This window comes from Micromonospora parathelypteridis, from assembly GCF_014201145.1.
GTDB classification, from domain to species: domain Bacteria; phylum Actinomycetota; class Actinomycetes; order Mycobacteriales; family Micromonosporaceae; genus Micromonospora; species Micromonospora parathelypteridis.
This window is the reverse complement of the sequence record NZ_JACHDP010000001.1, coordinates 5,997,969-6,024,635: the sequence shown is the minus strand read 5'-3', so window position 1 is coordinate 6,024,635 and position 26,667 is coordinate 5,997,969. Positions and strand designations below refer to the sequence as shown.

Sequence of the window (26,667 nt, the reverse complement as noted above, 5' to 3'; positions counted from 1 at the left end):
TCTCTCTGTCGACGAGTTCCACGAGACAGGACTTGTTCAGAGGCCGAGATAGATCTTGCGTACCTGGGGGTTCTGACGGAGTGCCTCGGAGGAGTCGGTCATGGCGACGACGCCGTTCTCCATGACGAGACACTCCGTGGTCACTTCGAATGTCAACTGTGCGTTCTGCTCGACGAGCAGGATGCTGAGACCGCGTTCGTTGAGCTTCTTGAGTACGGCGACAATCTCGCTGACCAGCTTCGGCGAGAGGCCCATCGACGGCTCGTCAAGGAGCATCAGCTGCGGTGCCGACATCAGTGCGCGCCCGATCGCGAGCATCTGCTGCTGCCCGCCGGACAGCGCACCGGCGAGCCGACCGCGCATCTCGCGCAGGACCGGAAACAGCTCGTAGACCTCGTCGAGCGTGTCCAGCGTCGCGCCCTTCCACCGGCGGGTGTAGGCGCCGAGGAGAAGGTTCCTCTCCACCGGAAGGCCGGGGAAGACATGCCGACCTTCCGGCACGTAGCCAATCCCGTGGCGGACCATGTTGCGGCCCGGCACACGCGTGAGGTCCACGTCACCGTATCGAATCGACCGCACGGTGCGCGGGACCAGGCCCATCAGCGCCTTGAGCGTCGAGGTCTTGCCAGCGCCATTCGCGCCGATGATGCCGACCGACTGTCCCGCCTGCACGGTGAACGACACGTCGTGGGCAGCCGTCACCCCGCCGTAGCGGACGGAGAGGCCGTCGACGACGAGCTGGCGCTCGGTGCTGACGTTGGTGCCGTCGGACGTGCCACGGGTGACTGTCATCGCTGGGCCTCCGACACGGCCGGTGCTGGCATGGCCATCGTCTCGCCGAGGTAGGCCTCGATCACCTCGGGTGAGACCGCAACCTCGTCCGGCGGCCCGTCGGCGATGATCGCGCCGTGGGCGAGGACGGTGACGTGGTCACACAGGGACATGACCATCCCCATGTTGTGTTCGATGACGACGACGTTGACGCCGGCGTCGCGAATCGAGCGGATGATGTCGCACAACTGCCGGACCTCATCGCCGTTGAGGCCTGCCGCTGGCTCGTCGAGCAACAGGAGTCGCGGTCGGGCGGCCATCGCGCGGGCGATCTCGACCCGGCGTTGGGTGCCGTACGGCAGCGCTGTTGGCTGGCTGTCGGCGAAGGCTCGCAGACCGAACCGGTCGAGCAGGTCGTCGGCCTCCCGACGCAGGGCACGGTCGCGCCGCCATACGCCGAGCGGGAGCAGGAGGTAGCGCCAGGTACCGCGGACCCGGCTCGGGTCGAGGGCAACCAGAACGTTGTCCCGCACGGTCAGCGCCGGAAAGAGCCGCAGGTTCTGGAACGTCCGCGCGATGCCGGCGTGTGCCAGGGCATGTGGCCTTGCCGCGGTGACATCGCGACCGTCGAGGAGCACGCGTCCCGCGGTCGGCCGGTAGAGCCCACTGATCACGTTGAAGAGCGTGGTCTTGCCCGAACCGTTCGGGCCGACGATGCCCCTGATCTGCCGGGCCGGCACGAGGATGGAGACGTCGGCGACGGCCTTGACGCCCTTGAAATGCATGCTGAGGTTGCGGACCTCCAGGATGGGCGCAGCGTCGTCGACCGGCGCCGGCCCGGGCTCGTACGGCCGAAACGGGCTCAGGGAGGCTGCCTGCTGCTCCGGCCGACGACGCCAGCCCAGCCGCCGCGCCACGGAGTTCAGACGGCGGGGAAGGCCGGCCAACCCGGTCGGTGCGAACACGACGGTGAGGACCACGACCGTGCCGTACGCCACCTGCGCGTAGGTCGGATAGTCGATCAGCACCTCGCGGACGAGTGCGAGTGCGATCGCGCCGACCACGCAACCCACCAGGCTCTGCCGCCCTCCGATGATCACCATGGCGAGGAGCAGGAACATGTTGGCGATGCTGAACGTCTCCGGTGCCACGTACCCGATCAGCCCGGAGTAGAGCACGCCCGCGACGCCGCCGTAGACGCTCGCGAGCAGGAAGGCGGTCATCCGCAGCGCGGGCACCTCGACGCCGACCGCGCCGGCGGCGAGGGAGTCGTCGCGCATCGCGCGCATCCGCCGGCCCAGCGAGGTGTGCACGACGAAGAGGCCGAAACCCAGGGTCAGCGCGAACAGCGCGAGCTCGACGTAGTAGTAGAGATACGCGTTGGACAGGTCGATGCCGGGCAGTTCCGGCCGCGGGATGCCCGAGATGCCCTCCGCGCCGCCAGCGACCTCGGAGTTGGTCACCCAGTTGGTGAAGGCCAGTGCGAGCCCGAGTGTCACGATGCCCAGGTAATGGGACTGCACGCGTAGCGCGGGGGTACCCACGACCAGGCCGACCGCCGCCGTGGCGAGGATGGCGAGCAGGGCAGCCATCCAGAAACCCAGGCCCGCCTTGACGGTGAGGACAGCCGTGGCATAGGCCCCCACGCCGAAAAACGCGACCTGAGCCAGGTTGATCTGCCCGGCGATGCCCATGGCCAGGCCGAGACCGACCGCGAGGATCGCGTACAGCAACATGACGTTGACGACGTGCATGGTGTACGAGTTGAGCTGGTACGGGAGCATCCAGGCGACGACCGCCAGCGCCGCCAGACCGCCGAGCCGGTACCTCATGCCCGGTTCACCGTCCTCTCGCCGAAGATGCCGGTCGGGCGAATCATGATGATCATGGTGAAGATCAGGAATGTGACAAGCTCGGAGTAGCCCTGGAAGTGCCCAGCCGCGAACGAGTCGATCACCCCGATGCTGATCCCACCGAGAATCGCGCCCGGGATGCTGCCGAAGCCGCCGAGGATCGCCCCGGCGAAGCCCTTGATGCCGAGCGCTCCGCCCATCGCGGGGCTCACATACAACAGCGGGCCGACGAGGCCGCCGGCCAACGTGGCGAGGCCTGCCCCGATCATGAACGCCATCGAGTTGCTCCGCCCGACATGGATGCCGACGGCGGTTGCGGCCTGGTGGTCCATGGCCACCGCCTGCATCGCGATGCCACGCTTCGTCCGCTGAAGGAAGAGGACCAGCAGGACCGTCGCGACGGCCGCGATGGCGAGCACGACAAGGTCGTACGTCCGGATGCGGATGCCGAGGACGTCCAGGGGTGCTGCCGGTACGGGCGACGGCACCGCACGTCCGGTCGCACCCCAGATGACGATCGCGAGCGCCTCCAGCACGATTCCGAAGCCGATCGTGCCGATCAGCATGAGGTCGAAGTCCTTGTTCTCCAGCGGCCGCAGCACCCGCTCGATGATGATGCCGATCAGCCCGGTGACCCCGATCGCCACCACCATGGCCAGAGCGAAGGGGAGTCTCACCGTGAGGTAGAACGTCGACGCAAGGTAGGCGCCAATCATCACGACACTGCCGTGCGCGAAGTTGACGAGGCCCATGGTGCGGTAGACGAGCGAGAAGCCCAACGCGACAAGAGCGTAGATCGCGCCGAGGCTCATCCCGCCGATGAACGTCTGCAGAAAGACTTGCATGCTTCTCCCCTGACCCTCTTCCGACGATCCGGGGCGGCCCCACGGGAGCCGCCCCCTCCAAGATCAGCCTTGGGTCGGGACCAACTTGCCTGCGGTGATCGTGCCGATCGAGGTCGCAAAGATCCCGACGCCCGTCTCGTCGTACGCGAAGCTGCCCAGCAGGCCCTGGTGCTTGACCGCACGGATCGCGTCGGCGAGTTCCTTGCCCGAGGCCACGTTGGTGTTCTTGAGGGCGGTCAGCAGGATCTGCGCGCCGTCATAGGCCTTTGCGCCGTGCATCTCGGCGGGTTCGCCGAACGCTGCCAGGTAGGCGGCGGCGAATGTGCGCGACGCATCGCTCACCTCGTTGCTGAGGTAGGGCGTGCTCACGATCGTCCCCTCGGTGTTGCTCGCCCCGGCGGTGTCGATGAACACGGGCGTGCCCTGCGGCGCGGCACCGGCGAAGGGAGCGGTGATACCGAGGTCGCGCGCCTGCTTGACGATCAGACCGGACTGCACTTCCTCCGCACCGACGAAGATCAGCTGCGGCTTACGCTGACGGATGTTCGTCAAGGCCGCGCTGAAGTCCTTCTGGTCGGTGGTGACGACCTGGTCGGCCACCGGCGTCACACCGCGGGCGGCGAGCGCCTTGGTGAAGGCGTCGTGTTCGCCCTTGCCGTAGGAGCCGTTGTTGGTGATGAGAGCGATGCTCTTGATCCCGCGCTTGTCGACGACGTGCTCGGCCAGCGTCTCGTCGTAGGTCAGGCTGGTCGGGCCATTGAGGAACAGGAAGGGGCTCTTGACGGCGATCAGGCCCGGCGACTGGCCGGAGGTGATGTTGGGAATCTCCTCCTGCCGGAGAATCGGCGCCATGGCGATCGTCACCGCGCTCTCGGCGGTGCCGAGCATCGCGATGTAGCCCTCGCTGGCGATCTTGCGTGCGACGTTGGTGCCGACCGTCGGATCGCCCTGGCTGTCGAAGACGCCGGTCTCGATCTGACGGCCGTCGATGCCGCCCTTCTTGTTCCACTCGTCGATGGCGAGTTTGGCGCCCTTGAGTTCCCAGGCGCCGAGCGAGCTCAGCTGGCCGCTCTGCGCGTTGGCGATGGCGATCTTGATGGGGCCGGTTTTCCCGTCCTCACCGGCGGACTCCTCCCCAGGGGCGGAGCAGGCGCCAGCGAAGACCACTCCGATGGCGAGGAGCGAGGCGGCGAACGTACGCCGATAGCGTCGAGTCATGAGGGTCACCTCGAGTCGTGGTGGGGTGGTGGGTGTTTGTGGGGTGTGCGCGGACGACGGCAGGGCGCTCGCCGCTCAGTCGAAGACCCCCCGGTAGATGTCCTTGATGTTCCAGTGCCCCGGTGTCGGGACCGGCTCGTTGATCATGGGCACGTCCAGCACCGCCGGGCGGCGTGCCTCGACGGCGCTGCGCAGGGCGGAGCCCAGTTCCTCGGCCGTGGCGATGCTGTAGCCGTCGGCGCCGCACGCCCGGCCATAGGCGGCGAAGTCCGGGCTGTACGGCAAGCCGTCGGGTCCGACGAAGTCGCAGCCGTAACTGCGCCCGAAGTTCGCCGACTGCAGGTCGGATATCGTGCCGTGGGACCGGTTGTTCATCACGACGAAGATGACCGGGGCGCCCTGTTCGACCGCCATGGGCACCGCGGGCAGTTGCGCGCCCATGCCGCCGTCGCCAATCAGGGCGACGACGGTCCGGTCGGGCTGAGCGATCTGGACACCGACCGCTGCCGCTGGGCCGAAGCCCATCGTCGAAGCGCCACCGGGTGTGATGAACCGCCCCTCGTCGGGCAGCTCGTAGCACTGGGCGACGCCGTTCTTGTTCCATCCCACATCGGTGACGAGGATGGAATCCGGCGGGAGAATCGCCCGCAGGTCGGCCAGGATCCGCTCGGGTCGCAGCGGGAACTGGGCGCTGGTGCCGCGTTCCCGGCTCTCGCTGAAGAGCGCACGACGGGTCGCGGTGATGGTCTCGCGCAGCTCGGGCCGCTGGCGCGGCGTGGGCTGTCGTTCACGGACAGCGGTGTCGATGGCGCGCACGGCGTCCGAGACGTCGGCGACGGCGCCCACCGCGACCGGGAAGTTGCGGCCGATCTCCGCCGGGTCGATGTCGATCTGGATCAGGTGCCCGGGCGGAAACTGCCAGGTGTAGCGGGGGTCCCAGGAGCTGGTGTCGGTCTCGGCGAACCGGGTGGCCAGCGCCAGGACGACGTCAGCCTCACGGGTGTGCCGGTTGGTCACCTCAAGGCCCCAGAAGCCTGGCATCCCGAGCAGGAGCGGATGGCTGTCGGGCAGGGTCCCCTTGGCCATGAGCGAATGTGCGACGGGGATGTCGAGGTGCTCGATCAGCGAGCGCAGGGCGTCGAGTCCTGGTCCGCGCCGCAGGCCGCCGCCCAGGTAGACCAGCGGCCTCTCGGCGGCCACGAGCAGGTCGGCAATCCGTCCAGCGACGGCAGCCTGCAGGCCCGGCCGCTCCGGTGTCACAAGCGGGAACCCGTCCGCGGTCTCCCGCGGGACCGGACGCGAGAAGTGGTCCATCGGCACGCTGAGCAGCACTGCGCCCGGACGCCCGGTGGTCGCGGTCGAGAAGGCGCGCTGGGTGAACCGCGCCAGGTCACCCGCTCGGTGCACCTGCCACGCCCGCTTGACGAAGGGACGGTAGATCGCCGCCTGGTCGGCGTCAGCATGGAGGTTGATCTCCTGGTGCGGATGCCGGCCGTAGTAGTAGGACGGGATGTCGCCGGCGATCGCCACCAGCGGCACCGAGTCCATCGCGGCGGTGAGCACGCCGGTGACCGCGTTCGTCATGCCGGGGCCGACGTGCAGCAGCAGGACGCCGGGTTTGCCGGTGGCGCGGGCGTAGCCGTCGGCCGCATGCGCGGCCGTCTGTTCGTGACGGGCGATGATGAACCGGATGCTGCTGCGCCCAATGGCATCGAGTAGTGCGATGTTGGTGTGTCCACAGGTGCCGAAGACGTACTCCACCCCGTACGACTCGAGCTGGGCCACCATGGCCTCCGCCGCGGGGACCGTGTCCCGGTGCGCGGCGGTGTCCACAAGTTGGTCGAGAGTCATCGCGTGCCTTCCTGATCGCCGAACAGGGACATGCCACGCAGCAGCAACGTCTTCACAACCGTGTAGTCGTCGATCATCCAGCGCGGTGATTCGCGCCCGAACCCGGAGTCTTTGACCCCGCCGAACGGGACGTGGTCGAGTCGGAAGTTGGATGAGCCGTTGACGACGAGGCCACCGACCTCAAGCTCGCGCCACGCTCTCACGATCCGCCGGACGTCATTGGTGAAAAGCCCTGCCTGCAGTCCGTAACGGCTGTCGTTGCAGGCGGCGACCACATCGTCGAAGTTGTCGTAGGGCAACACGCTGACCACCGCGCCGAACACCTCGTCGCGGATCAACCGTGCGTCGACGGGAGGCGAAGCCACTACGGTCGGCACGACGGTGGCGCCGTCCCGGCGGCCGCCGGTCGTGACGGTCGCACCTGCGGCCTCCGCCTCGGCGGCCCAGGCGACCACGCGTTCGGCCGCGTCGTCGTCGACCATCGACCCGACGTCGGTGGTCGGGTCGAGCGGATCGCCGACCGACAACTTCTCCACCTCGCCGGTGAAGGCGGCCAGGAACTCGTCGTAGCGCCCACGGTGGACGTAGATCCGCTGAACCGAGATGCAACTCTGTCCCGAGTTGCTGTATCCGGTGGCGGCGCAGATCCGGGCGGCTGCCCCGACGTCCGCGTCCTCACACACGATCGTGGCGGCGTTGCCCCCGAGTTCCATGACGAGCCGTTTGGCGCCGGCCGCACGGGCGACCGCCGCACCGGTGGCGACGCTGCCGGTGAAGCTGACGACGCCGACGTCCGGGGCCCCACACAGAGCAGCCCCGAGCCGGCCCTCACCGTTGAGCACCTGAACGGCCTCCGGGGGCATTCCAGAGTCGAGCAGGAGCGCGACGATCGCCGCGGACACCGCCGGCGCCTGCGGCGGCGGCTTGACGATCGTCGTGTTTCCCGCCGCGAACGCTGCCGCGAGCTTGTGCGCCAGCAGGTTGGCCGGCGCGTTGAATGGCGTGATCGCCAGAGCCACGCCGACCGGCGCACGGTGTGTGAAGGCGGTCGTCCCCACACCCCGGGCCCAGCCGGCGACCGGCAGGACCTCTCCCCCGATACGCCTGGCCTCGGCTGCGGCGACGGCGAACGTGTCCGCGACCCGATCGATCTCGCCCAGACCGTCCTTGACCGGCTTGCCGAGTTCCAGCGCCAGTAGCCGCGCCAGGCGGTCCCGCTGTTCGGTCGCGGCAGCGGTGGCGCGCTCCAGCACTGCGGCTCGTGCCGCTGGCGAGAGGCGGGCGGTCGTTTTCGCGCCACGGCGTGCGTATTCGAGTGCGGCGGTGACGTCGTCCTCGTCCGCCTGCCGGGCGGCGCTGACGCTCTGCCGCACCCAGGGTCCGACGCGTTCGAGTCGCGGTCCCGTCGTGACCCACTCGCCAGCGATGAGGCATCCGACCTCGACGACCTCGATCGATGGCGTACGGATGGGCTTGTCGAGCATCGCCGCTCCCTCGAGTGGACCGCGTAGTGGCACTCCTGGACCGTCCTGCGGACTAGGTGTAACGTACGGGCGGCGAGGTCCCCTGGCAATAGTTGGTTCCAAAACCGTTACGGGGACGTGAAGCCGTTTCGAAGGACGCGAGAGAGAGACCATGGCATCCATGGCCGAACGAAACTCATCAACACCGGGGCCGACACCCACAGACACCCCTGATGCGGGCGGTGTCCGCAGCGTCCAGCGCGCGATGGAAATCATGTCGCTGCTGACAGAGAGCAGACCGTCGGTAACCATCCGGGAGATCGTGGACAGCACGGGCCTCGCGAAGACGACTGTCATTCGCCTGGTCCAGACGTTGGAGCAGAACGGCTTGCTGTGGGCGACGAGCCACGGTTACACAGCCGGCCCCGGCCTGTGGCGGTGGGCCCACCTCGCCAACCGCAGCTGGGAGGTCCCGCCCGAAACCCGCCAGCTGATGCGCGACCTCGCGGCGACCCATCGCGAGACGGTCAATCTGTACGTGACCCGGGACATCAGCCGAGTCTGCGTCGCCCAGGAGGAGAGCCCACAGGCCCTGCGCCACGTGGTCCGGGTCGGCGATGAGCTGCCCATGTGGGCCGGCGCATCATCCAAGGTGTTGCTTCGAGACGCGCCGCCCGCTCTGCTCGCGCGGGTCGCCGCATCGTCGCCGTGGGGTCAGTCGCACATCGCGACGCTGCGGACGTGGCTCGACGACGCCGCGGCCACGGGCTTCGCCACCAGCGACGGTGAACGCGAACCTGGCCTGTCCGCCGTCGCCGTGCCGGTGACCGGGAGATCGGGACCGGTCGTGGCGGCGCTGTGCCTGAGCGGGCCGACAATGCGGTTCACCCCGGGGCGAGTCGCCGAGTTCGTCGAATCGCTCAAGGTCGCCGCGGCCCGCATGTCCGAGACAGGCTTCGACCACCCACTCGCCCGGTAGGCCGACGCCACATCGGCTCAGGCCGCCACTACCCACCCGAGGGGCACGCATGGACAACCGACCGCTGCGCGGCGTACGGGTCCTCGACCTGACCAACGTACTGGCAGGCCCGTACTGCAGCTACCAACTCATGCTGCTCGGAGCGGAGGTCGTCAAGGTCGAGAAACCGGGGCACGGGGATCTGGCACGTCGGCTCGGTCCGGAGCCGGCGCTCAACGAGGCAGGGCTCGGCACCTCCTTCCTCGCCCAGAACGCCGGCAAGAAGTCGATCGAGCTGGACCTCAAGGACCCGCACGATCGCGCCTCCTTCGAGGAACTCCTGAGCGGAGCAGACGTCCTGCTCGAGAACTTCCGCGCCGGCGTGATGGAACGGCTCGGGTACGACTGGGACACCCTCCGACAGGCAAACTCGCGCCTGATCTACTGCGCCATCTCCGGCTTCGGGCAGGGCGGCCCGATGAGCCAGGCGCCCGCGTACGACCAGATCATTCAGGGTCTCGCCGGGATGATGAGCATCACCGGCACGCCGGAGACGGCACCCCTGCGGGTCGGCTTCCCAGTGTCCGACTCAGTCGGCGGCCTCGTGGCCGCAATGGCTATCTGCGCGGCGCTCACCGGCCGGTCCCAGACCGGGGAGGGCGCGTTCCTTGACGTGTCCATGCTGGAGGCATCCCTGTCTGCCATGGGCTGGGCCACCTCCAACTATCTGGTGAGCGGCGTCCCACCGAAGCCGATGGGCGACCAGAACGCGACCGCCGCCCCCTCGGGAACCTTCGAGACCGCCGACGGCGCTCTCAACATCGCGGCCAACCGCCAGCGGCAGTTCGAGGTGCTGTGCCGGCTCGTCCAGCGCGACGATCTCGTCACCGACGAACGCTTCGCCGACCGCGAGGCACGGAAGGCCAACCGCGCGGCCCTGAACCAGGAGATCAACGTCGCGCTCCGCCGACGGCCGGCGGTCGAGTGGGAGCGGATGCTCTCCGCGGCGGGTGTTCCCGCGGCGCGCATTCTGACCGTCCCCCAGGCGGTCCAACTCGAACAGCTACAGGTGCGCGGCTTCTTCACCGACCTGGCCTTTCCCGGCAATGCCGACCGCACCCTGCGGGTCAGCGGCAACGGCGTGCATGTCAACGGCACTCCTCTTCGACCAGCGACACCCCCACCGCTCCTGGGAGAGCACAACGACGAGTTCGCCCTGGACGCCGACCTCGGCGCCGTCGACGAGGTCGCGGCACCGTGAGTGACGGACCAACCGTGCGGGACGTGTCGGACTGGTGGTCCACCGCGGTGTCCCGCATCGAACCTGATGTGATCGAACTGCGTGGTCGACCGGTGCAGGACCTCATCGGGCACACGAGCTTTGTCGGGACGATCTGGTTGCTGCTCCGGGGGCACCCTCCGACACCCGCCCAGGAGCGGCTGCTCGAGGCCGCGATGGTGTCCGGCGTGGATCACGGCCCGCACGCTCCGTCGATCGCGGTGGCCCGCATTGCCGCCACCTGCGGCGTCGGGCTCAACAACGCCGTCGCCACCGGGGTGAACCTCCTGGGCGACGTGCACGGCGGTGCCGGCGAACAGTGCATGGAGATGCTGGCCGAGGTCACCAGCCGCACCGTGGCCGGCGACACGCTCGATCGGGCCGCGGCCTCGGTCGTCGAGGACTGGAGGGCTCGCTCCAAGTACCTACCCGGTTTTGGACACCGCTTCCACACCGTGGACCCGCGCCGCAAGCCACTGCTGGGCCTGGTCGAGGCCGCGGCCGCCGAGGGCGTGGTGGACGGGTCGTACCTGCATGCGGCGAACGCGATCGAGCGCATTCTGGCCTCGGGACGACAGCGGCCCGTACCGATCAATGTGGATGGTTGCACGGCCGTCATCTACGGCGAGCTCGGCTTCGCTCCGCCACTGGCCCGCGGCCTCTTCGTGCTGAGCCGCAGTGTCGGAATCCTCGCGCACGCCTGGGAAGAGACGGGCCAGGGCCGACGCAACAAGGGCCCGATGCCGCCATCCATTCTGCCCACCTACCTCGGGACCGCCTGAGGCCGCCCGCACCGTGTCCGAACAGCCCTCGCTGCACTGCGCCGGGGGCCATCCGCGGTGCGCGGCATCCGTGGGAACGGCTGCAAAAGCCCTTGTCAGAAGCGGTTTGTGCCTTGCTGGCCAATCAGTGTCTCGCTATATTGGCCGTACCTCTACGCGGTACGCGCGGTCCACCTAGCGGACCTCGATGCGCTGGAGTTCATCCGGCGCCGCCCTCCCGCCCTCTACGGCCCCCGCTCCCCCGGGCCGGCGGCGCGCTCGCCGTCCTAGCCACCACCGACGCCTCCACAAAGGAGAGCAACCATGCCCCTACGGCGCAACACACTGATCAGCGCAGTCCTCGGCGCCGCCCTGACCGCAGCCGTCATGTTGCTGGGCACGTCCATCCCGAGTGCTGCCGACAAAGCCACCTCCACATCGAGCGACAGAGGCGCCGAGAACCTCGGCCGGCCCAACTACGGTGTCTGTCGCGGCCTGGACTCCGGCTGCTACCACGACTGGGGCAACTTCGACCCTGCCGCTGACGGCTACCGCGTCCTCGTCTACAGCCGGACGGCCGGACCGCGACACGCGCACATCGGGCCCGTCCTGCCACCGGGCCTCAACCCACCCCTCACCCCCGCGCACGCCGCACAGAACGCCATCGTCAAGCTGGGGACGGAGCACAACTTCGCCGTCGACTGGACCGAGGACGTCACGCAACTCTCGTCGCCCTCGCGGCTGTTCCGCTACAACGCGGTCATCTTCATGAGCACCACCCGGGACGCCCTCGACGATCCGGCGCAGACCGCGCTGCGTCAGTACATCCGCGGCGGTGGCGGCTTCGTGGGCATTCACAACGCGTTCGGCACGGAATACAACTGGGAATGGTACGAAGGCCTGCTCGGCGGAGCCAACTACTACGATCACGGACGCAACCAGCCAGGCACCGTCACGACCACGAGCCGCCGGGACGCCTCGACCGCCGGGCTCCCCACCCGCTGGGACTTCGCCGACGAGTGGTACAACCTGGTGCCATTCCCGAGCGAGGTGCGGATCCTTGCCAAGGTCGACGAGTCCACGCTGCCCGAGGGCGCAACCGGGGGCAGCGGACACCCTGGCCATGGGCGCAACCACCCGGTGTCGTGGTGCCAGTACTACGACGGCGGACGCTCGTGGGTCACCACGATGGGCCACGCCGTCGAGGCCTGGACCGACACGCCGATGACCGGCGACCAGTACTTCCTCGACCACGTCCTCGGCGGTATCGAATCCGCCATGGGCCGCACCTCGTTCTGCCGATGACACCGCGGCGTATTTAATCGGTCAAGCGAGCGGCTCAGGCCATTGCCATCGGCGTGGGTGGCAACGGCCTGAGCCGTGTCGGCACGGCGTCTGCGACCGTGACACGCGAGCCGGACGCATCGGTTAGAGCGGGCGAGAGAGTTCCATCCGGTTGGCAAAGTTGTGGTAGCCCGCCCGTTCGAATCCCTTGAACATGGCGATGTTCGCCGCGTCGCAGTCGCCACGGATCTCGGTGGCGCCGTTCTCGGCCAGGATCCGGGTCCCCCGGGCGACGACAGAGGTGCTGTAGCCCTTGCCCCGGTGAGCGGGGGCGACACCGACGAAGCTGATCACGGGGAAGGCCGGGCTGTGGGCGGGCAGGCTGATCACGGCCGGGGTGCCGTCGGCGTCGTACCCGATCTCCCACCACTGCGGCTCGTGCGCGAACTCGGTGGACTCCTCGAACAGCAACTCGGCCGCCTTACGGAGTCCGTGCTTCTGTACGTCGGCGGCGAGCAGCGCGTCGGCGGTGTCCGCGAGCAGGGCCTCCAGCAGGTCGATGAAGGGCCCAGGTCCCAGCTCGGTGAGGGAACGGAACCGCAGCCGCCCGTCCTGCGCGGGCAATTCACCGCCGGTCAGCCAGCGGAAACGCCGGCCGTCGCGGGCCACGGCGAACCCGGCCCGGCGCAGCAGCTCCGCCCGCTGCTCGGGGTGACGTTGGAACTGCGGTGCCTGGGCCGGGGAGTCCACCACGTGGCCCTGCTCGGTGGCGCCCAGCTTTCTGGCCAGATTCGCCGCCTCGGTGAGCAGCGCGAGCCCGACGGTGAGCTCCGGGTCGTCCCAGGGAGCTTCCACGAGTACGACGTCGCTGGGTACGTCGTTGCCGGGCATGGTCCAGAGCGCCACGGCGCCGATCAGCCGGCCGCGGTCCTCGGCCACCAGGCACCATTCGGGTCGAGTGCAGCGCTTGGCGAGCAGATCGGTGAGGTAGGCGCTGGTCGCGGTGTTGCGCTCGGCGTCGTCGGGGTACTGGACGAGGCCGGGGACTTCGTCGGGGTGGGCAATGCGGATCGTGGTCACAGCAGCGGTCCTTCGGTGGGGTTGTCGGGAAGCCTATGCAAGGTGCGGATCGGGAGGATCAACGGGACAACGACAGCCAGACCGCCGAGCGGGATCGTGCCCGCAGGCGACGCTGTCCGCGGCTGCTACTCACTGAACTCGACTACGGAGTAAGCCCTGTCCAGCCGGCCGGCGGCCAGGTCGTCGTGGCGGATCACAAAATTGCCGTGATAGAACTCGTCGCCCACGGGGAAGCGGGCGAGCGACATCCACTCACTCGTCAATTGGTGCTTTTCCTTCTCCAGCTGCGAATACCATTTCGCCACCGGGATGACGATCTCGCCGGCCTTCTCGCGCCCCGCAAGAGTCTGCTCCGCGATACTCGTGATCACCGCATCGTCGGCGTACCCGCCGAGGTAGGCGCTGGCGAGCCCTTCGTCAGGCGGCCAGAGGTCGTAGGCCAGAGCGCGGAGCTCGTCCAGGTGTGGCATGTCACGCTCGAGGTCACGGGCCAGTTGCTGCTGGAAGGGCGACAGGTCGTCCTCGTCCTCATCCTCGTGCGTCGCGAACCAATGGGGCAGCTCCGCGAGGAGTGTGGCGCTCACGTCGTACTGCTAGCCGACGAACTCCGAGTCGGGGGGTTCCACGACCGAAGTGTCGGTGCCTTCCGGCACAAACACGACTCGCGCGTACCTCTGTTCTCCGGTGGCACTGGCCAGGTAGTCGTTCTCGTGGTCCATGAAGAACAGCAGCGAGCCGACTGCCGGCAGGCCGAAGCCGTCGACCCTCGGCAGCGCCGCACAGTCGACCGAGAAGATGAACGGCAACGGGCCGGGTTGATCGGACGGCCAGTCCTCGTCCAGCGGCAGCCGGGGTAGCCCACCAAACTGTCCTACCGGAACACCGTCGGAGCCGCTGCTCAGCCGGATCGACAACCGGAGGTGCCTGATGAAGCTGCTGATCTCGTCGTCCGGGACGCCCAACGCGAGCGCTGCACGGCGAAACTGCCCCTGATGATCCATGGCTCAGCATCGTGCCACGCACACCAACGGCAGTTGAGGGCGTCTCCGGCCGGCGGTGGGGAGGTCGTTGGCAACGATCGCTGACCGGAGGAGCTGCTATCGAGGTGCCACTCTCGGCATGATTCTTTGTTCGCCGGTGGCGGCCATCGAGTGCATCGCGCCGCTGGCGAGCGGGATCAGCCGGGCCAGGCCCGGCTGTCCGTTGCGTCGGGCCAGGTCGGGCCCGAGGCGAGTCATCAGTAGAGTGAGCGCCGGCAACGGCCGGACGTACAGGGTGATGTCGCTGATCAGACCGTCGGCGCCCAGGCGCAGCCGCTGGGCTTCGTAGAGACGCGTCCCGCCGACCTGCGCCTCGTAGAACAGCGCCACGGTACGGCCCTCGGCGACCTGGTCGGTGAAGGTGATGTCATCGATCGCGGCCAGGGCCACGTCGAGCAAGGTGCGTACTTGCCGATGGCCTCGGAAGGTGAACTGCTCGGTGATCGGCGAGATCAGAGTGACATCAGGGCTGAGGGCGGCGACCGCACCGGCGGCGTCACGGGCCTCGCCGGCGGCCCGCCATGCGGCGACAGCGTCATAAGACTGGTCCACGGATACTCCCATGTTCGCGGTGGTCATCGAGAGCTCTGATACTGCAAGTCCCGGCCAGATCGCGGCGAGCCGCAACTGGCCGACCGATGCGTGCGATTACGCTCCGCCGCTCAGCCGGCAGTTACAGCGCCGTGCACTCGAGTAAGTATCAACGATTTTCGATTATCGTGGTGGAAGGCAGCACGGAGGCGGAAGAGAGGCCAGTTGAGTACCGACCGTGGGGGAAGCGACGGCCAGGACAGGGGTGACGTCGAAGGGGCCGCGCAGGAGGCGTTCGCTCAGTTCGTACGCCACGCGGTCGACGTCGCCCAGGACGAGCATGGTTGGTCGATCACGCAAGTGGCGGCTCAGAGCGGCCTCGGCCGCTCGACCATCTTTCGATGGCTGTCCGGTGACTGGCAGCACCACCCGGAGCTGCCCAAGGTACGCGCGTTCTGCACGGCCTTGAACCTGCCGCTCGGCGCGGCCCTGCGCGCCCTCACCCCGCTGACTCACTACGCACCGTCGCCAGAGGTGCCCGTGGCAGAACCGGCGATCGAAGAGCTCCTGGGTGCCGTCCACGACCGACTGATGGACCCTCGCACCACCGCCGTCGAAAGGGAGCACATTCGGGCCGCCCTGTACCGCCTCGCGCGCCGAACGTCGTCCCGCGCGGGCTGACACCACGTGGCCACCGGCTGTCGATCACAATTCGCCGCCCGCCCCGCTGACGGCGCGGCGCGCCTGGATGAGCCCTTTCGCCGGCAGGAACACGGCGACCGTTGGTGGCCGACTGGCGTTGGGTCAGTTCGTCTGGCGGGTGGCGGTGGCAAGGAAGCGGTGTGGCGGGTCGTCGTAGCTGGTGAGCTGCCATCCGGTGCGGGAGGTCGACCGGAGTAGCGGGGCTTCGGCGAGGGGTTCGTCGGGGTCCAGGGTGCGGCCATGTCGGGCGGCGAGAGCTGCCCGGCCGGAGGGGTGGAAGAGCACGAGACGTCCGCCGGGTCGGGTGATCCGGGCGAGTTCGCGGAGCCCGGCTTCGAAGTCGGGGAGGTGTGTGAGGAGCCCGGCGACGAAAATGATGTCGACGCCGGCGTCTCCAAACGGAAGGTGTCGGGCGTCGCCGAGGATCAGGGTCGCCGCTGCGTCGCGGCTGTGGGGGGCCGCGGCGGTGAGCATCTGCGGGGTGACGTCGAGGCCGATGACGGTGCCGTTCGGGCCGACGGCGTGTCGGAGGGCAGGCAGGGCGCGGCCGGTGCCGCAGCCGATGTCGACGGCTACCCCGGCGGGGGGTACGTGCGCTTCGGTGACGGCGGCGCGGTAGGCGGGCAGGTCGTCGCCGAACTTGGTGTCCCAGGTCGCCGCGCGAATGGCGAAGAAGGCCCGGGTCTCGCTGATGTACCAGCGTTCCCGGGGGGCGAGCCGATCGGTGAGCCGCCGGATCACCGGCCAGTTGGGGTTGTGCAGATCAATCGCGATGTCGCAGTCGGGCTCGCGACTGCCGTGGACGCCCGCGCTTGCCGCCGGGGTGAGCAGCCTGATGACCACATCCCACTTGCCGCCGGGTGGGTGGGCACGCCACCGGGGTCCATCAGCGATGGCGACGGTCTGGGGGGTCCGGTCGGTACGCCAGCTGTCCTCGTCGGCGATTGGTGTGGCGTCGCTGAGGCGGGCGCAGGGGCGCCCGATGCCGCGCAGGGCGTCGGCGAGACGGTCGGCGACGATGCCGGGGTAGGGAATGCCTCCGTCGACAACGACGGTGACGGCACCTGGGGGAAGGGCGGCGGCGAGGTGGTCGAGGACCTCGGTCCACCGGCGGGTCTGCTCGCCGGTCAGGGTCTGCCATGCCGGCATCGACGCAGGTTCACCAGCCACCAGTCCATGATGCAGATGCTGGAGGGTGCTGGCTAGTCTCGGTTGCGGATGCGGGCTGTTTGGGCACTTCTGTTGGGCAGTTGCGGCCAGCTATCGTGGCTGTGTGACGATGTTTCGGATCGGTGAGGCCGCCGAGTTGCTCGGGGTCAGCGTGGACACGGTGCGGCGTTGGGTCGACGCCGGACGCCTGGCCGCCGTTCGCGATGAGCACGGACACCGGGTGATCGACGGGGTGACGCTCGCCGGGTTCGTTCAGGCCCAGGCGGGCGAGCCGGAGGGCCGCGCGGAGGAGTCGTCGGCGCGTAACCGGCTGCGGGGCATCGTCACCGCGGTGGTCAAGGACGCGGTGATGGCGCAGGTCGACATTCAGGCCGGGCCGTTCCGGCTGGTGTCGCTGATGAGCCGCGAAGCCGTCGACGACCTCGGTCTCGAGGTCGGCTCAGTCGCAGTCGCGGTGATCAAGTCGACCACGGTGGTGGTGGAGAAGCCACGATGACCGCCGGTAGTAGAGGGAGGAGCAGTTCGTGAGGGCACGACGATTGCGTACTACCCTGGCCGCACTCACCGCGCTGGCGGTGGTGGGTCTGTCCGGCTGTGGTGGCGGTGACGACACCGCCAGTCCAGGTTCCGGGACCAGCAGCGCGGGCGTCACCGGCACGGTGACGGTGTTCGCGGCGGCGTCGCTGACCGAGTCGTTCACCACCATCGGCAAGGACTTCGAGGCGGCGAACCCCGGGGTGAAGGTCACGTTCAGCTTCGCCGGCAGTTCGGCGCTGGCAACCCAGATCAACCAGGGCGCCCCGGCCGACGTGTTCGCGTCCGCCGCTCCGACGAACATGAAGGTCGTCACCGATGCCGGCAACGGCGACGGCACCCCGACCACGTTCGTGAAGAACCAACTCGTCATCGCCGTGCCCAAGGGCAACCCCAACGGGGTGACCGGGTTGACGGACCTGACCAAACCCGACGCCAAAGTCGCGCTCTGCGCCGAACAGGTCCCATGCGGAGCGGCGGCGAAGAAGGCCCTCGATGCCGCCAACGTCAAGGTCACCCCGGTGACTCTGGAGCAGGACGTGAAGGCCGCCTTGTCGAAGGTCAAGCTGGGCGAGGTGGACGCCGCGCTGGTCTACCGTACCGACGCGAAAGCCGCCGCTGCGGACGTGGACGGGATCGAGTTCCCCGAGTCCGCCAAGGCGATCAACGACTATCCGATCATCTTGCTCAAGAACGCCCCCAACAGGACGGCCGCGCAGGCGTTCATCGCCTACGTGCTGGCCGACACCGGCAAGAGTGTGCTCACCGCGACGGGCTTCCAGGCCCCGTAACCGTGCCGGTGTCACCTTCTGACGATACGAGTGCGGCGACGCGACCGGAGACCGGCGCGTCGCCGCACCGGCGTCGCCGCACCACCAGGGTCCCGATCGCGTTGCTCATCCCCGCCACCCTCGGCATGTTGTTCCTGGTGCTGCCACTGGTGGGGCTCTTGGCGCGGACCCCATGGGCCACTCTCCCGCAGCGGCTCACCGAACCAGGTGTGCTCAGCGCGCTGCGGCTGTCGATCCAGACCGCAACCCTCGCCACCCTGTTCTGCGTCGCCCTCGGCGTCCCGCTGGCCTGGCTGCTCGCCCGCGTCCCGTTCCCCGGCCGACGCGTCGTACGCGCCTTCGTCACCGTCCCGCTCGTCCTGCCGCCCGTCGTCGGCGGCGTCGCCCTGCTGCTCGTCTTCGGCCGCAGAGGACTGATCGGCTCCTGGCTCGACTCCACCTTCGGCATCACACTCCCGTTCACCACCACCGGCGTCGTCCTCGCCGAGGCGTTCGTCGCGATGCCGTTCCTGATCATCGCCGTCGAGGGTGCGCTGCGCGGGTCCGACACCCGATACGAGGAAGCCGCCGCGACCCTCGGCGCTGGCCGCTGGACCACCTTCACCCACGTCACCCTTCCGCTCGTCGCGCCGGGCATCGCCGCCGGAGCGGTGCTGTGCTGGGCTCGGGCACTCGGCGAGTTCGGCGCCACCATCACGTTCGCGGGTAACTTCCCGGGCCGCACCCAGACCATGCCCCTCGCCGTCTACCTCGCGCTGGAGACCGACCTGGAAGCAGCGATCGTGCTCAGCCTGATCCTGCTCACCGTCTCGGTGGTCATCCTCGCCAGCCTCCGCGACCGATGGATCAGCAGCCCATGACCGCCCACACCGCCGCCAGAGGCGAACCCGACGCCGGCACACCGACGCTCGACGCCCACCTCGTCGTCGACCGCGCGGGCTTTCGCCTCGACGTCGCGCTGCACATCGGCGCTGGCGAGGTCGTCGCCCTGCTCGGCCCCAACGGCGCCGGCAAAACCACCGCCCTACGCACCCTGGCCGGTCTGATCCCGCTCTCCGCCGGGCACCTCACCCTCGCAGGGCAGGACCTCGACCGACCCGAAACACGACACTGGACCCCCACCGAACGGCGCCCGATCGGTGTCGTCTTCCAGGACTACCTGCTGTTTCCGCACCTGAACGCCCTGGACAACGTCGCCTTCGGGCCCCGCCGGCACGGCCTCGACCGACGCCACGCCCGGCAGGTCGCCGGTGAGTGGCTCGACCGGATGAACCTGACCGGGCAGTCCCGCCACAAGCCCCGCCACCTCTCCGGCGGACAGGCCCAACGCGTCGCCCTCGCCCGCGCCCTCGCCGTCAACCCGGCGCTGCTGCTCCTGGACGAACCTCTCGCCGCACTCGACGCCCGCACCCGGCTGGACACCCGAGCCGAACTACAGCGCCATCTCGCCGCGCACCCAGGCGCGACGCTGCTGGTCACCCACGACCCGCTCGACGCCCTCGTCCTCGCCGACCGGCTCGTCATCATCGAGGACGGCCAGATCGTCCAGGAGGGCAGCGCCGCAACGATCACCGCACAACCCCGTACCGACTACGTCGCCCGACTCGTCGGACTCAACCTGCACCGCGGTCAGGCCGACGGCCACAGTGTTCGACTCGGCGCCGATTTCTCCCTCACCACCGCTGACCGACACGACGGCGAGGTCTTCGTCGCGTTCCCACCGTCAGCCGTCGCCCTCTACCCGCACCGCCCCGACGGCAGCCCCCGCAACGTCTGGCCCACGACGATCACCGGCATCCAACGCCACGGCGACAACCTCCGAATCCAACTCGCCGGGCCGATCGACGTGGCCGCTGACATCACCCCCGCCGCGGCCGCGCACCTCCACCTCGCCCCCGGACAACCCCTCTGGGCTTCGGTCAAGGCAACCGAAACCCGCGTCTACCCGGCCCCCATCTCCGGACGGCAACGGTAGGAGTCCCCAGGTTCGAGCCGTGGTGGTGCTAGGCGCGACCGTCATTCCAGGCGCCGAGTCGCATCGCGTACCGGCGCCGCCTGGCCGGCCCAGGGCGTTGGATGGTGGTCTGGTAGGTGAACCAGCGCAGGAAGAACTGGGTGATCGGTCCGACGGCAAGTGCGTACAGCACGGTGCCGACGCCCAGACTCCCGCCGAGCAGCCAGCCGCAGGCGAGCACGGTGAGCTCGATCGTGGTGCGGACGAGCCCGATGGAGCGCCCGGTTCTGATGGCGGTGCCGGTTACCAGACCGTCACGGGGGCCGGGCCCGAGCCGCGCGCCGACGTAGACGGCGACGGACAGTCCGTTGAGCAGGACACCTCCGAGGAGCAGGCCGGCCCTGGCGGGAAGCCCAAGGTGGTCGGGGATGAACTCAAGGCCAAGGTCAGTGGAGTACGCCACGACGACGATGTTGGCGAGGGTGCCGAAGGTCGGCCGCTGTTTGAGTGGAATCCACAGCACGAGAGCAAGCACGCCCAGGGCGGCAGTGATCGTGCCGAAGCTGAGGGAGGTGCGGTGCTGCAGGCCCTCGTACAGGACGCTCCATGGGTTGACACCAAGCGCGGCACGAACCATGACGGACAGGCTGAGCCCGTACAGCGTGAGCCCGACCAACAGTTGCGGAATGCGCCGCAGTGGCCGTTCGCCAAGGGGGACATAGGTGAGCGCGGGCTTGGACGGGCGTCTTCCAGGTGTCCGCACGGCCATGCCGCGATCCCGGTGACGGTGCCAGCGCTTTCCCTCGTCGCCGTCCATGATCTGGTGCTGCATCCCTGCCGTCTCCGGTCCACTCGTCTGCCTTAATGCCACTGGCGGCAACTCTGTAGCATGATTGGCCGGGATAACATGACCAATCATGGGAGAGTGGTATGCCGGACTCACCCCCGTCGCAGCCTCCGGGCAGGGCGGTCCGCACCGACCGCACGCTGGGGAGCCGGCAGTTGGCCGCGATGCTGCCCGACCCGACGGCAGCGCGGCCCGCCTACCGCCACCTGGCCCAAGCGATCAGCACGCTGATCCTGGACGGCAGGATCGCGTTGCACGTCAAGCTGCCAGCGGAACGTGAGTTGGCCACTGCCCTGGCGACCAGCAGGGCGACCATCACGGCCGTGTACGACCTGCTACGTGAGAGCGGCTACGCGCACAGCCGCCAAGGCTCAGGCACCTGGACGGACCTGCCGACCGGCCGGACGCCCAGCGGCATCACCCGGCTGCTCGGCCACCAGGACACCGCGATCGACCTGGCGCGGGCGGCGCCCGGAATGGCCGAGCAGACCCTCGTCGACGCCCTCGCACACGTCGCCCCCAAGGTGGCCGAGCACGCGCACCTGCCCGGATACCACCCTTACGGCCTGTCCGAACTGCGCGCGGCCATCGCCGAACGGTTCACCCAGCGCGGCCTGGCCACCATGCCCGACCAGATCCTGGTGACCTCCGGGGCCCAGCACGCGCTCACGCTGGTCCTGGGCCTGCTGTGCCGCCAGGGTGACCGAGTCATGGTCGAGAGCCCGTCCTATCCGAACGCCCTGGAGGCCATGCGCCGCGCCCGGCTGCGCACCGTGTCCGTCCCCGTCACCGACACCGGCTGGGACATCGAGATCGTCGAGTCCACCTTGCGCCAGGTGGTGCCTCAGTTCGCCTACCTGATCCCCGACTTCCACAACCCGACCGGCTGCCTCATGCCTGAGGAGGAGCGCGTCCGCGTCCTCGGCGCCGCCCAACGCTCCGGCACCTGGCTGATCATCGACGAGACGCTGGCCGACCTCGCCCTCGACGTCCCCGTCCCGCCACCCTTCGCCTCCCACGCCGCGCGCGGCGGGACAGCCCAGGTCATCACCATTGGCTCGATGAGTAAGACCCACTGGGCCGGCCTGCGCATCGGCTGGCTACGCGCACCCTCGCGGCTGGTGACCGAACTCGCCGGCCAACGGGTCGCCACCGACATGGGTGGCTCCGTACTGGACCAACTACTGGCACTCGACCTCCTCGAGCGAGCACAGGAGGTGCGGCCACACCGACTGGAGCAGCTGCGCCATCAGCGTGCGGTGCTGGCCGCGGCGCTCGCCGAGCACCTCCCGCAGTGGAAATGGCAGTTGCCGCCCGGAGGGCTGTCCCTCTGGGTCGACCTGGGCGAACCCATCGCCTCGGCGCTCGCCGAGCGAGCACTCGACTACGGGGTACGGATCGAGGGCGGCGGTTACTTCGCCGCCGATCCAGGAATTCTCGAACAGCGCCTTCGTATCCCCTACACAACGACTCCGGATGCCCTGCGCGAGGCCGTGCGTCGCCTGGCCACCGCCCTCGCCGATGGCCGTCCGTTCTCATCCACCACGCGGCAACCACACTGGATCGCCTGACCGTCGAGCGCAGATCGAACGCCCCGCCAGCAGCGTGGGGCCAGGGATCGTGTCCGAGGGGTCGCAAGCCTGCCGACCTCGGAAGACGGTCTATCCGCGCTCGTCCGAAGGCTGCTCTTTCGTCAAGTGGAGCAGCCACCCCTCACCCGTGCGGATGAGCGCGTACCGCCGGCGGCCGGTACGGCCGTGCAACGTGAACAGCATCCGGCGGTCGGTGCGGTCGTGCTCCTCCCACGTGCCGATGTCGGCGATCGACTTGTCGACGTCCTCGTAGGTGAGGTGATCGAGGTGATGGTCGGGCACGGCGATCGCGAGCCGGTTGTCGCCGGGACTGTCCGGCAAGCCACGAGGCACCGCCCAGGAGCGCAGCACACCGCCCTCCTCGAGCCGCAGGTCAAAGTGTGGTCGTGGTTTGCGGTGGTGATGCAGGACGAAGGCGGGTGTCACTCTTGCCATTGTCGGCGGTCTCATCCTCGTTGGCGTCCCGATCCGGGCGACATCGACCTGTTCGATATCCACCTTCATGCCTCCCGGGTCGCCGACCCGAACCCGTACGCTGGCACGGTGATCGACTTTCGCGCGGCGGTTGAGGCACGCGACCCGGACGCCGTCGCGGCGACCCTGGCCGACAACGTGGTGTTTCGCAGCCCGGTGGCGTTCAAGCCCTATCCGGGCAAGGCAATCACCGCGGCGATCCTCCGCGGCGTTCTGCGGGTGTTCGAGGACTTCCGGTACGTCCGTGAGCTCAGCGGCGACGGCGGCCGCGATCACGCTTTGGTGTTCGAGGCGCGGCTGGGCGACATTGCCGTCGAGGGCTGCGACTTTCTGCATCTGGACGAGACCGGCCTGATCGATGAGTTCACGGTCATGGTCCGTCCGCTGTCCGCCGCGCAGGCCCTGGCCGCCGCGATGGCCGCCCAGTTCGAGCAGATCCAGCGTGAGGCCGCCGCCGGCTAGTGCGTAGACACCGGGTCGGCTGTTGGCACCGCACGAATCCGGGTGATCCTCGCGCTACCCTCGCCCGCATGACGCGCTACCTTGTCGTGCCCGGTCGAGGAGTTCCATTCCTCGACCACTGGTCGCGCAGCTGGGTCAGGGACAACCCGAAGTACCAATGGGCGCCTGAACCACCCGGGCCACCGTACGTCGTCGCCGAACGGGTCGCCGCGCTGCACTCCGCGATCAGCGCCAACGGTGAGCCGGCGATCCTGGTGGCGCACAGTGCGGGATGCCTGACCGTCGCCGTCTGGGCCAGTCAGCACGTCGGTCCCGTTCGTGCCGCCCTGCTGGTCACGCCACCGTACCTGGATCCGGAATGGACTCCCGACCCGTACGAGACCGTCGATGTCCTCACCGGACACGTGCCACGGGGGCCACTGCCCTTCCGCTCAGTCCTGGTCGCCAGTCACAACGACCCGAATGCCACGTTCGCGCAATTCGAAGCGTACGCGCGGGACTGGGGCTCGGAACTGTTCGACGCGGGCGCGGTCGGGCACCTGGACTCCAAGACCGGGTTCGGCCCGTGGCCCGACGGCAAACGCCTGGTCGAATCACTGACCCAGCCCGTACAGCCATGACACCGCTGACGCTCAGGCGAGCTCAGTGGCCACGGAACGCCTCCTCCAGCCACCATGAGCCGCGGGCAGCGCAGACCTTCGCGTCGATCACCAGCGGCCGGGTACGGGGACCAGCGAGCCAGCGACGTACCGGCTCGAGATCGTCGACGGTCCGGACGGTCAACCCGTCGCAGCCGTAACCTCGGGCGATCGCGGCCAGGTCGGTCTCGGGGAAGGTGACCGTGTCCAACGGGTGCCCGTCCGGGCCGAAGTGGTGCACCTCGGCGCCGTACGCGGCGTCGTCGTAGATCACCACGAGGAGTGGTAGCGCCAGCCGGACGGCGGTGACCAGTTCGGTCGCGGACATGACGAAGCCTCCGTCGCCGACCGCGGCGACGGTGAGCCGGTCCGGTCGGGCGACCGCCGCGCCGAGCGCGCTGGCCAGGCCGAGCCCGATCGACTGGAACGCCTGGGTGAAACAGAATCCGGCCACGTCTGGCACGTCGAGCCACATCGACGGGTAGCCCATGAAGTTGCCCGAGTCGACCACCACCGTCCGGTCGGGCGGCAGCAGGTCGTCCAGGGCGGCCGAGAGCGTCCGTGGGTCGACCGTCGCCGGGGCGCCGGCCCGCGCCGAGCCGCCCTCGTCCCGGTACGGAACCGTCCGCCAGCGGCCGTGGTCGCGAATCCGTTGTGCCAGCTCCGGCGTACGCCAGCCGCCGGTCCCGGCGTCCACGGCCCCCGTGGAGCCGGCGCTCAGCCGAGCCAGCACCGCGTCGGCGACCGCCGCCACCTCGCCGGCCACCGTCAGGTCGACCGGGCGGTTCACCCCGAACGCGGCCGGGTCGTGGTCTACCTGGACGACGACGGCGGAGGGCGGGATCAACTCGCCGTGCCGGGTCGTCCACATGTTCAGCGTGCTGCCCCACGCGACGACCAGGTCCGCCGCGCCGATCAGCTCGGCGGCGAGCGGGGTGGCGAAGCCGCCGGCCACGTCGAGGTTCCACGGGTTCCCGGCGAACAGTCCCTTCGCGGCGGCCGAGACCGCGAGCAGCGCGCCGCACGAGTCGGCGAGCCGGGTCAGCGGTTCCCGGGCCGCGCGGGCTCCCCGACCCGCGATGAAGACCGGTCGACGTGCGGCCCGGAGCGCGGCCAGCAACGGCTCGACCTGCCCGGCGGTGGCCGAGGTCGGCGCGACCGCAGGCGCCGGGCCGGACCACGGTTCGGTCACGGCGCTCTGCACCTCCAACGGCAGGCCCAGCACCACCGTCGCGCCCCGGGCGGCGGCCCGGTACGCCGCGCCCGCGTCCTCGGCCGCGTGCGTTGCGCGTATTCGATGGAAGTCCGCCCCGACCGAGGTGGCGAGCGCCGGCAGGTCGATGAAGAAGTTCGACCGGGGCGCGGTCGCCTCCGGGGCCAGGACCACCATCGGCGTACGGCTCTTCGCGGCCTCGGTGAGGCCGGTCAGCGCGTTGGTGACGCCCGGACCCTGGTGCACCGAGAGCAGGCCCACCGTGCCGGAGGTGCGGGCGTACCCGTCCGCCATGCTCGCCGCGCCGCCCTCGTGGGCCGCCGCCACGAACCGGGCGCCGGCCGCCACGAGCGCGTTCGTGACATGGAAGTTGCCGCTGCCGACCACCCCGAAGACATACCGTGCGCCGTGTCCGTGCAGAACCCGCCCGACCACCTCGGCTACCCGCATCGGTGGCCCGGTCCTACCGTTCGACCAACGCGAGGACCCGGCACGGGCTGCCGGACCCGGACACGATCGGCAGTGGTCCGGCGATCACCACCGCGCCGGTCGCGGGCAGTTGTGCCAGGTTGCGTAGCTGGGTCAGGCCGTACTTCTCCTGGCCGAGCAGGAACGAGTGGCACGGGAACGGCGGGTCGAACGAGTGCGCGGCGCCCGCGTCGGTGCCGACCGTCTCCACCCCGACGCCCTGGATCGGTGACTCCTCCGCCAGCCAGCGGGCGCACTCGACGGAGATGCCCGGGGTACGCCCGGCGTTGGCGTACCGCTCCGGGTCGTCGCCGTACGCGTCCCAGCCGGTGCGGTAGAGCAGCCAGCCACCGGTGGGCAGGGCGCCGTGTTCCGCCTCCCAGGCCTTGATGTGCGCGACCTCGAGCAGGAAGTCAGGGTCGGCGGCGGCGTCGGCGGCGTGGTCGATCACCACCGCCGGGGCGATCAGCTGGTTCACCGGGACCTGCGACACGTCCGCGCCCTGTTGACCGGTGACCCAGTGCACCGGGGCGTCGAAGTGGGTGCCGGTGTGCTCGCCGGTGGAGAAGTTGTTCCAGTACCAGGCTGGACCTCGGTCGTCGTACCGGCTGATCTCGCTGAGCCGGAACGGCCAGGTCTGGCCGAACTGCTCGGGCAGACCCAGGATCGGGGTCTGGTCCGAGAGCGGAGCGGTGAGGTCGACAACCTGGATCCGGCCGCTGGAAAGGGCGGCGACAAACTCCTGCAGCACCGTCATGCGGCGACGGTACACCCCGCTCACACTCCACGATGGACCTCGAACGGGTCGTGTCGGCGGTGCTCTCTCGATCAACGCGGTGGCCTTCGTCAACCGTCGGCGAGCAGCATGTCGATGAAGCGGACCGCACC

The 26,667-nt window shown here is 69.2% G+C and carries 26 protein-coding genes and 1 pseudogene; 12 read left to right on the top strand and 15 right to left on the bottom strand.

The features are described 5' to 3' along the window. Positions 1–36: 36 nt before the first annotated feature. The 6 genes from HNR20_RS27180 to HNR20_RS27155 form a co-directional block, all read right to left on the bottom strand. Positions 37–792: an ABC transporter ATP-binding protein gene (locus tag HNR20_RS27180; protein WP_184185449.1), complete on the bottom strand. Its 756-nt coding sequence runs from the start codon at positions 790–792 to the stop codon at positions 37–39. Further along, positions 789–2,603 carry a branched-chain amino acid ABC transporter ATP-binding protein/permease gene (locus HNR20_RS27175; RefSeq protein WP_184185446.1) on the bottom strand — a complete coding sequence of 605 codons (1,815 nt, stop codon included), beginning with the start codon at positions 2,601–2,603 and terminating at the stop codon, positions 789–791. Before HNR20_RS27175 ends, HNR20_RS27180 begins: the two co-directional genes overlap by 4 nt. After that, entirely contained in the window at positions 2,600–3,469 is an 870-nt protein-coding gene (locus tag HNR20_RS27170) for a branched-chain amino acid ABC transporter permease (RefSeq protein ID WP_184185443.1), read from the bottom strand. Before HNR20_RS27170 ends, HNR20_RS27175 begins: the two co-directional genes overlap by 4 nt. A gap of 63 nt (positions 3,470–3,532) precedes the next feature. Further along, positions 3,533–4,687 (bottom strand): ABC transporter substrate-binding protein, encoded by a 1,155-nt coding sequence (locus HNR20_RS27165; protein ID WP_184185440.1) that lies wholly within the window; start codon positions 4,685–4,687, stop codon positions 3,533–3,535. Positions 4,688–4,762: 75 nt separating this feature from the next. After that, entirely contained in the window at positions 4,763–6,538 is a 1,776-nt protein-coding gene (locus HNR20_RS27160; protein ID WP_184185437.1) for a thiamine pyrophosphate-binding protein, read from the bottom strand. Continuing rightward, complete coding sequence (locus HNR20_RS27155; RefSeq protein WP_229687282.1) at positions 6,535–8,313, bottom strand: aldehyde dehydrogenase family protein; 1,779 nt, start codon at positions 8,311–8,313, stop codon at positions 6,535–6,537. The genes HNR20_RS27160 and HNR20_RS27155 overlap by 4 nt, the downstream gene beginning before the upstream one ends. Between HNR20_RS27155 and HNR20_RS27150 the strand changes: the two genes are divergently transcribed. The 4 genes from HNR20_RS27150 (at position 8,276) to HNR20_RS27135 (ending at position 12,304) form a co-directional block, all read left to right on the top strand. Further along, positions 8,276–8,980, top strand: coding sequence for an IclR family transcriptional regulator (locus HNR20_RS27150; RefSeq protein ID WP_229687283.1), 705 nt, complete (start codon positions 8,276–8,278; stop codon positions 8,978–8,980). The two genes, HNR20_RS27155 and HNR20_RS27150, sit on opposite strands and share 38 nt — an antisense overlap. A 49-nt stretch (positions 8,981–9,029) precedes the next feature. Beyond that, a complete protein-coding gene (locus HNR20_RS27145) occupies positions 9,030–10,220 on the top strand; it encodes a CaiB/BaiF CoA transferase family protein (protein WP_184185428.1) in 1,191 nt (396 codons plus the stop codon). Beyond that, entirely contained in the window at positions 10,217–11,020 is an 804-nt protein-coding gene (locus HNR20_RS27140) for a citryl-CoA lyase (RefSeq protein WP_184185425.1), read from the top strand. Before HNR20_RS27145 ends, HNR20_RS27140 begins: the two co-directional genes overlap by 4 nt. A gap of 303 nt (positions 11,021–11,323) precedes the next feature. Next, complete coding sequence (locus HNR20_RS27135; RefSeq protein WP_184185422.1) at positions 11,324–12,304, top strand: ThuA domain-containing protein; 981 nt, start codon at positions 11,324–11,326, stop codon at positions 12,302–12,304. Between the two features lie 123 nt (positions 12,305–12,427). Here HNR20_RS27135 and HNR20_RS27130 read toward each other — a convergent pair whose 3' ends face one another. From HNR20_RS27130 to HNR20_RS27120, 4 genes are all read right to left on the bottom strand, one after another. Next, positions 12,428–13,363, bottom strand: coding sequence for a GNAT family N-acetyltransferase (locus HNR20_RS27130; protein ID WP_184185419.1), 936 nt, complete (start codon positions 13,361–13,363; stop codon positions 12,428–12,430). A 125-nt stretch (positions 13,364–13,488) separates the two neighbouring features. Next, the gene (locus HNR20_RS31960) at positions 13,489–13,947 is read right to left on the bottom strand and encodes a hypothetical protein (protein WP_221311248.1); all 459 of its coding nucleotides are present in this window, start codon (positions 13,945–13,947) and stop codon (positions 13,489–13,491) included. Positions 13,948–13,956: 9 nt separating this feature from the next. Next, positions 13,957–14,364: a DUF1963 domain-containing protein gene (locus HNR20_RS31955; RefSeq protein ID WP_221309934.1), complete on the bottom strand. Its 408-nt coding sequence runs from the start codon at positions 14,362–14,364 to the stop codon at positions 13,957–13,959. Positions 14,365–14,460: 96 nt separating this feature from the next. Further along, positions 14,461–14,982: a nuclear transport factor 2 family protein gene (locus HNR20_RS27120; protein WP_184185416.1), complete on the bottom strand. Its 522-nt coding sequence runs from the start codon at positions 14,980–14,982 to the stop codon at positions 14,461–14,463. A gap of 177 nt (positions 14,983–15,159) precedes the next feature. On the opposite strand from HNR20_RS27120, the gene HNR20_RS27115 reads away from it, so the two are divergent. Further along, entirely contained in the window at positions 15,160–15,615 is a 456-nt protein-coding gene (locus HNR20_RS27115; protein ID WP_184185413.1) for a helix-turn-helix domain-containing protein, read from the top strand. Positions 15,616–15,738: 123 nt separating this feature from the next. Here HNR20_RS27115 and HNR20_RS27110 read toward each other — a convergent pair whose 3' ends face one another. After that, positions 15,739–16,806: a class I SAM-dependent methyltransferase gene (locus HNR20_RS27110; RefSeq protein WP_229687284.1), complete on the bottom strand. Its 1,068-nt coding sequence runs from the start codon at positions 16,804–16,806 to the stop codon at positions 15,739–15,741. Between the two features lie 103 nt (positions 16,807–16,909). On the opposite strand from HNR20_RS27110, the pseudogene HNR20_RS27105 reads away from it, so the two are divergent. The 4 genes and pseudogenes from HNR20_RS27105 (at position 16,910) to HNR20_RS27090 (ending at position 20,106) form a co-directional block, all read left to right on the top strand. Further along, positions 16,910–17,334: pseudogene (locus HNR20_RS27105) on the top strand (TOBE domain-containing protein). Further along, a complete protein-coding gene (gene modA, locus HNR20_RS27100; protein ID WP_184185407.1) occupies positions 17,331–18,131 on the top strand; it encodes a molybdate ABC transporter substrate-binding protein in 801 nt (266 codons plus the stop codon). The pseudogene HNR20_RS27105 and the gene modA overlap by 4 nt, the downstream one beginning before the upstream one ends. A gap of 95 nt (positions 18,132–18,226) precedes the next feature. Further along, positions 18,227–18,991, top strand: a complete 765-nt coding sequence (locus HNR20_RS27095; protein ID WP_229687329.1) for an ABC transporter permease — start codon at positions 18,227–18,229, stop codon at positions 18,989–18,991. Continuing rightward, positions 18,988–20,106 (top strand): ABC transporter ATP-binding protein, encoded by a 1,119-nt coding sequence (locus tag HNR20_RS27090; protein ID WP_184189117.1) that lies wholly within the window; start codon positions 18,988–18,990, stop codon positions 20,104–20,106. Before HNR20_RS27095 ends, HNR20_RS27090 begins: the two co-directional genes overlap by 4 nt. A gap of 28 nt (positions 20,107–20,134) precedes the next feature. On the opposite strand, the gene yczE is transcribed toward HNR20_RS27090, so the two are convergent. Further along, a complete protein-coding gene (yczE, locus tag HNR20_RS27085; protein WP_221309933.1) occupies positions 20,135–20,917 on the bottom strand; it encodes a membrane protein YczE in 783 nt (260 codons plus the stop codon). A gap of 98 nt (positions 20,918–21,015) precedes the next feature. Here yczE and yczR point away from each other — a divergent pair, with 98 nt between their 5' ends. Then, on the top strand, positions 21,016–22,503 hold the full coding sequence (gene yczR / locus HNR20_RS27080) for a MocR-like transcription factor YczR (RefSeq protein WP_184185404.1): 1,488 nt from the start codon (positions 21,016–21,018) through the stop codon (positions 22,501–22,503). Between the two features lie 90 nt (positions 22,504–22,593). Here the strand turns inward: yczR and HNR20_RS27075 are convergent, their stop codons facing one another. Continuing rightward, complete coding sequence (locus tag HNR20_RS27075; RefSeq protein WP_311736886.1) at positions 22,594–22,875, bottom strand: DNA polymerase ligase N-terminal domain-containing protein; 282 nt, start codon at positions 22,873–22,875, stop codon at positions 22,594–22,596. A gap of 51 nt (positions 22,876–22,926) precedes the next feature. Between HNR20_RS27075 and HNR20_RS27070 the strand changes: the two genes are divergently transcribed. Next, on the top strand, positions 22,927–23,460 hold the full coding sequence (locus HNR20_RS27070; protein ID WP_221311075.1) for a nuclear transport factor 2 family protein: 534 nt from the start codon (positions 22,927–22,929) through the stop codon (positions 23,458–23,460). Between the two features lie 68 nt (positions 23,461–23,528). Beyond that, positions 23,529–24,080: an RBBP9/YdeN family alpha/beta hydrolase gene (locus HNR20_RS27065; RefSeq protein ID WP_184185398.1), complete on the top strand. Its 552-nt coding sequence runs from the start codon at positions 23,529–23,531 to the stop codon at positions 24,078–24,080. 22 nt (positions 24,081–24,102) lie between these two features. On the opposite strand, the gene HNR20_RS27060 is transcribed toward HNR20_RS27065, so the two are convergent. Further along, on the bottom strand, positions 24,103–25,761 hold the full coding sequence (locus HNR20_RS27060; protein ID WP_184185396.1) for a thiamine pyrophosphate-binding protein: 1,659 nt from the start codon (positions 25,759–25,761) through the stop codon (positions 24,103–24,105). A gap of 13 nt (positions 25,762–25,774) precedes the next feature. Then, positions 25,775–26,536: a cyclase family protein gene (locus HNR20_RS27055; protein WP_184185393.1), complete on the bottom strand. Its 762-nt coding sequence runs from the start codon at positions 26,534–26,536 to the stop codon at positions 25,775–25,777. Positions 26,537–26,667: the final 131 nt, after the last annotated feature.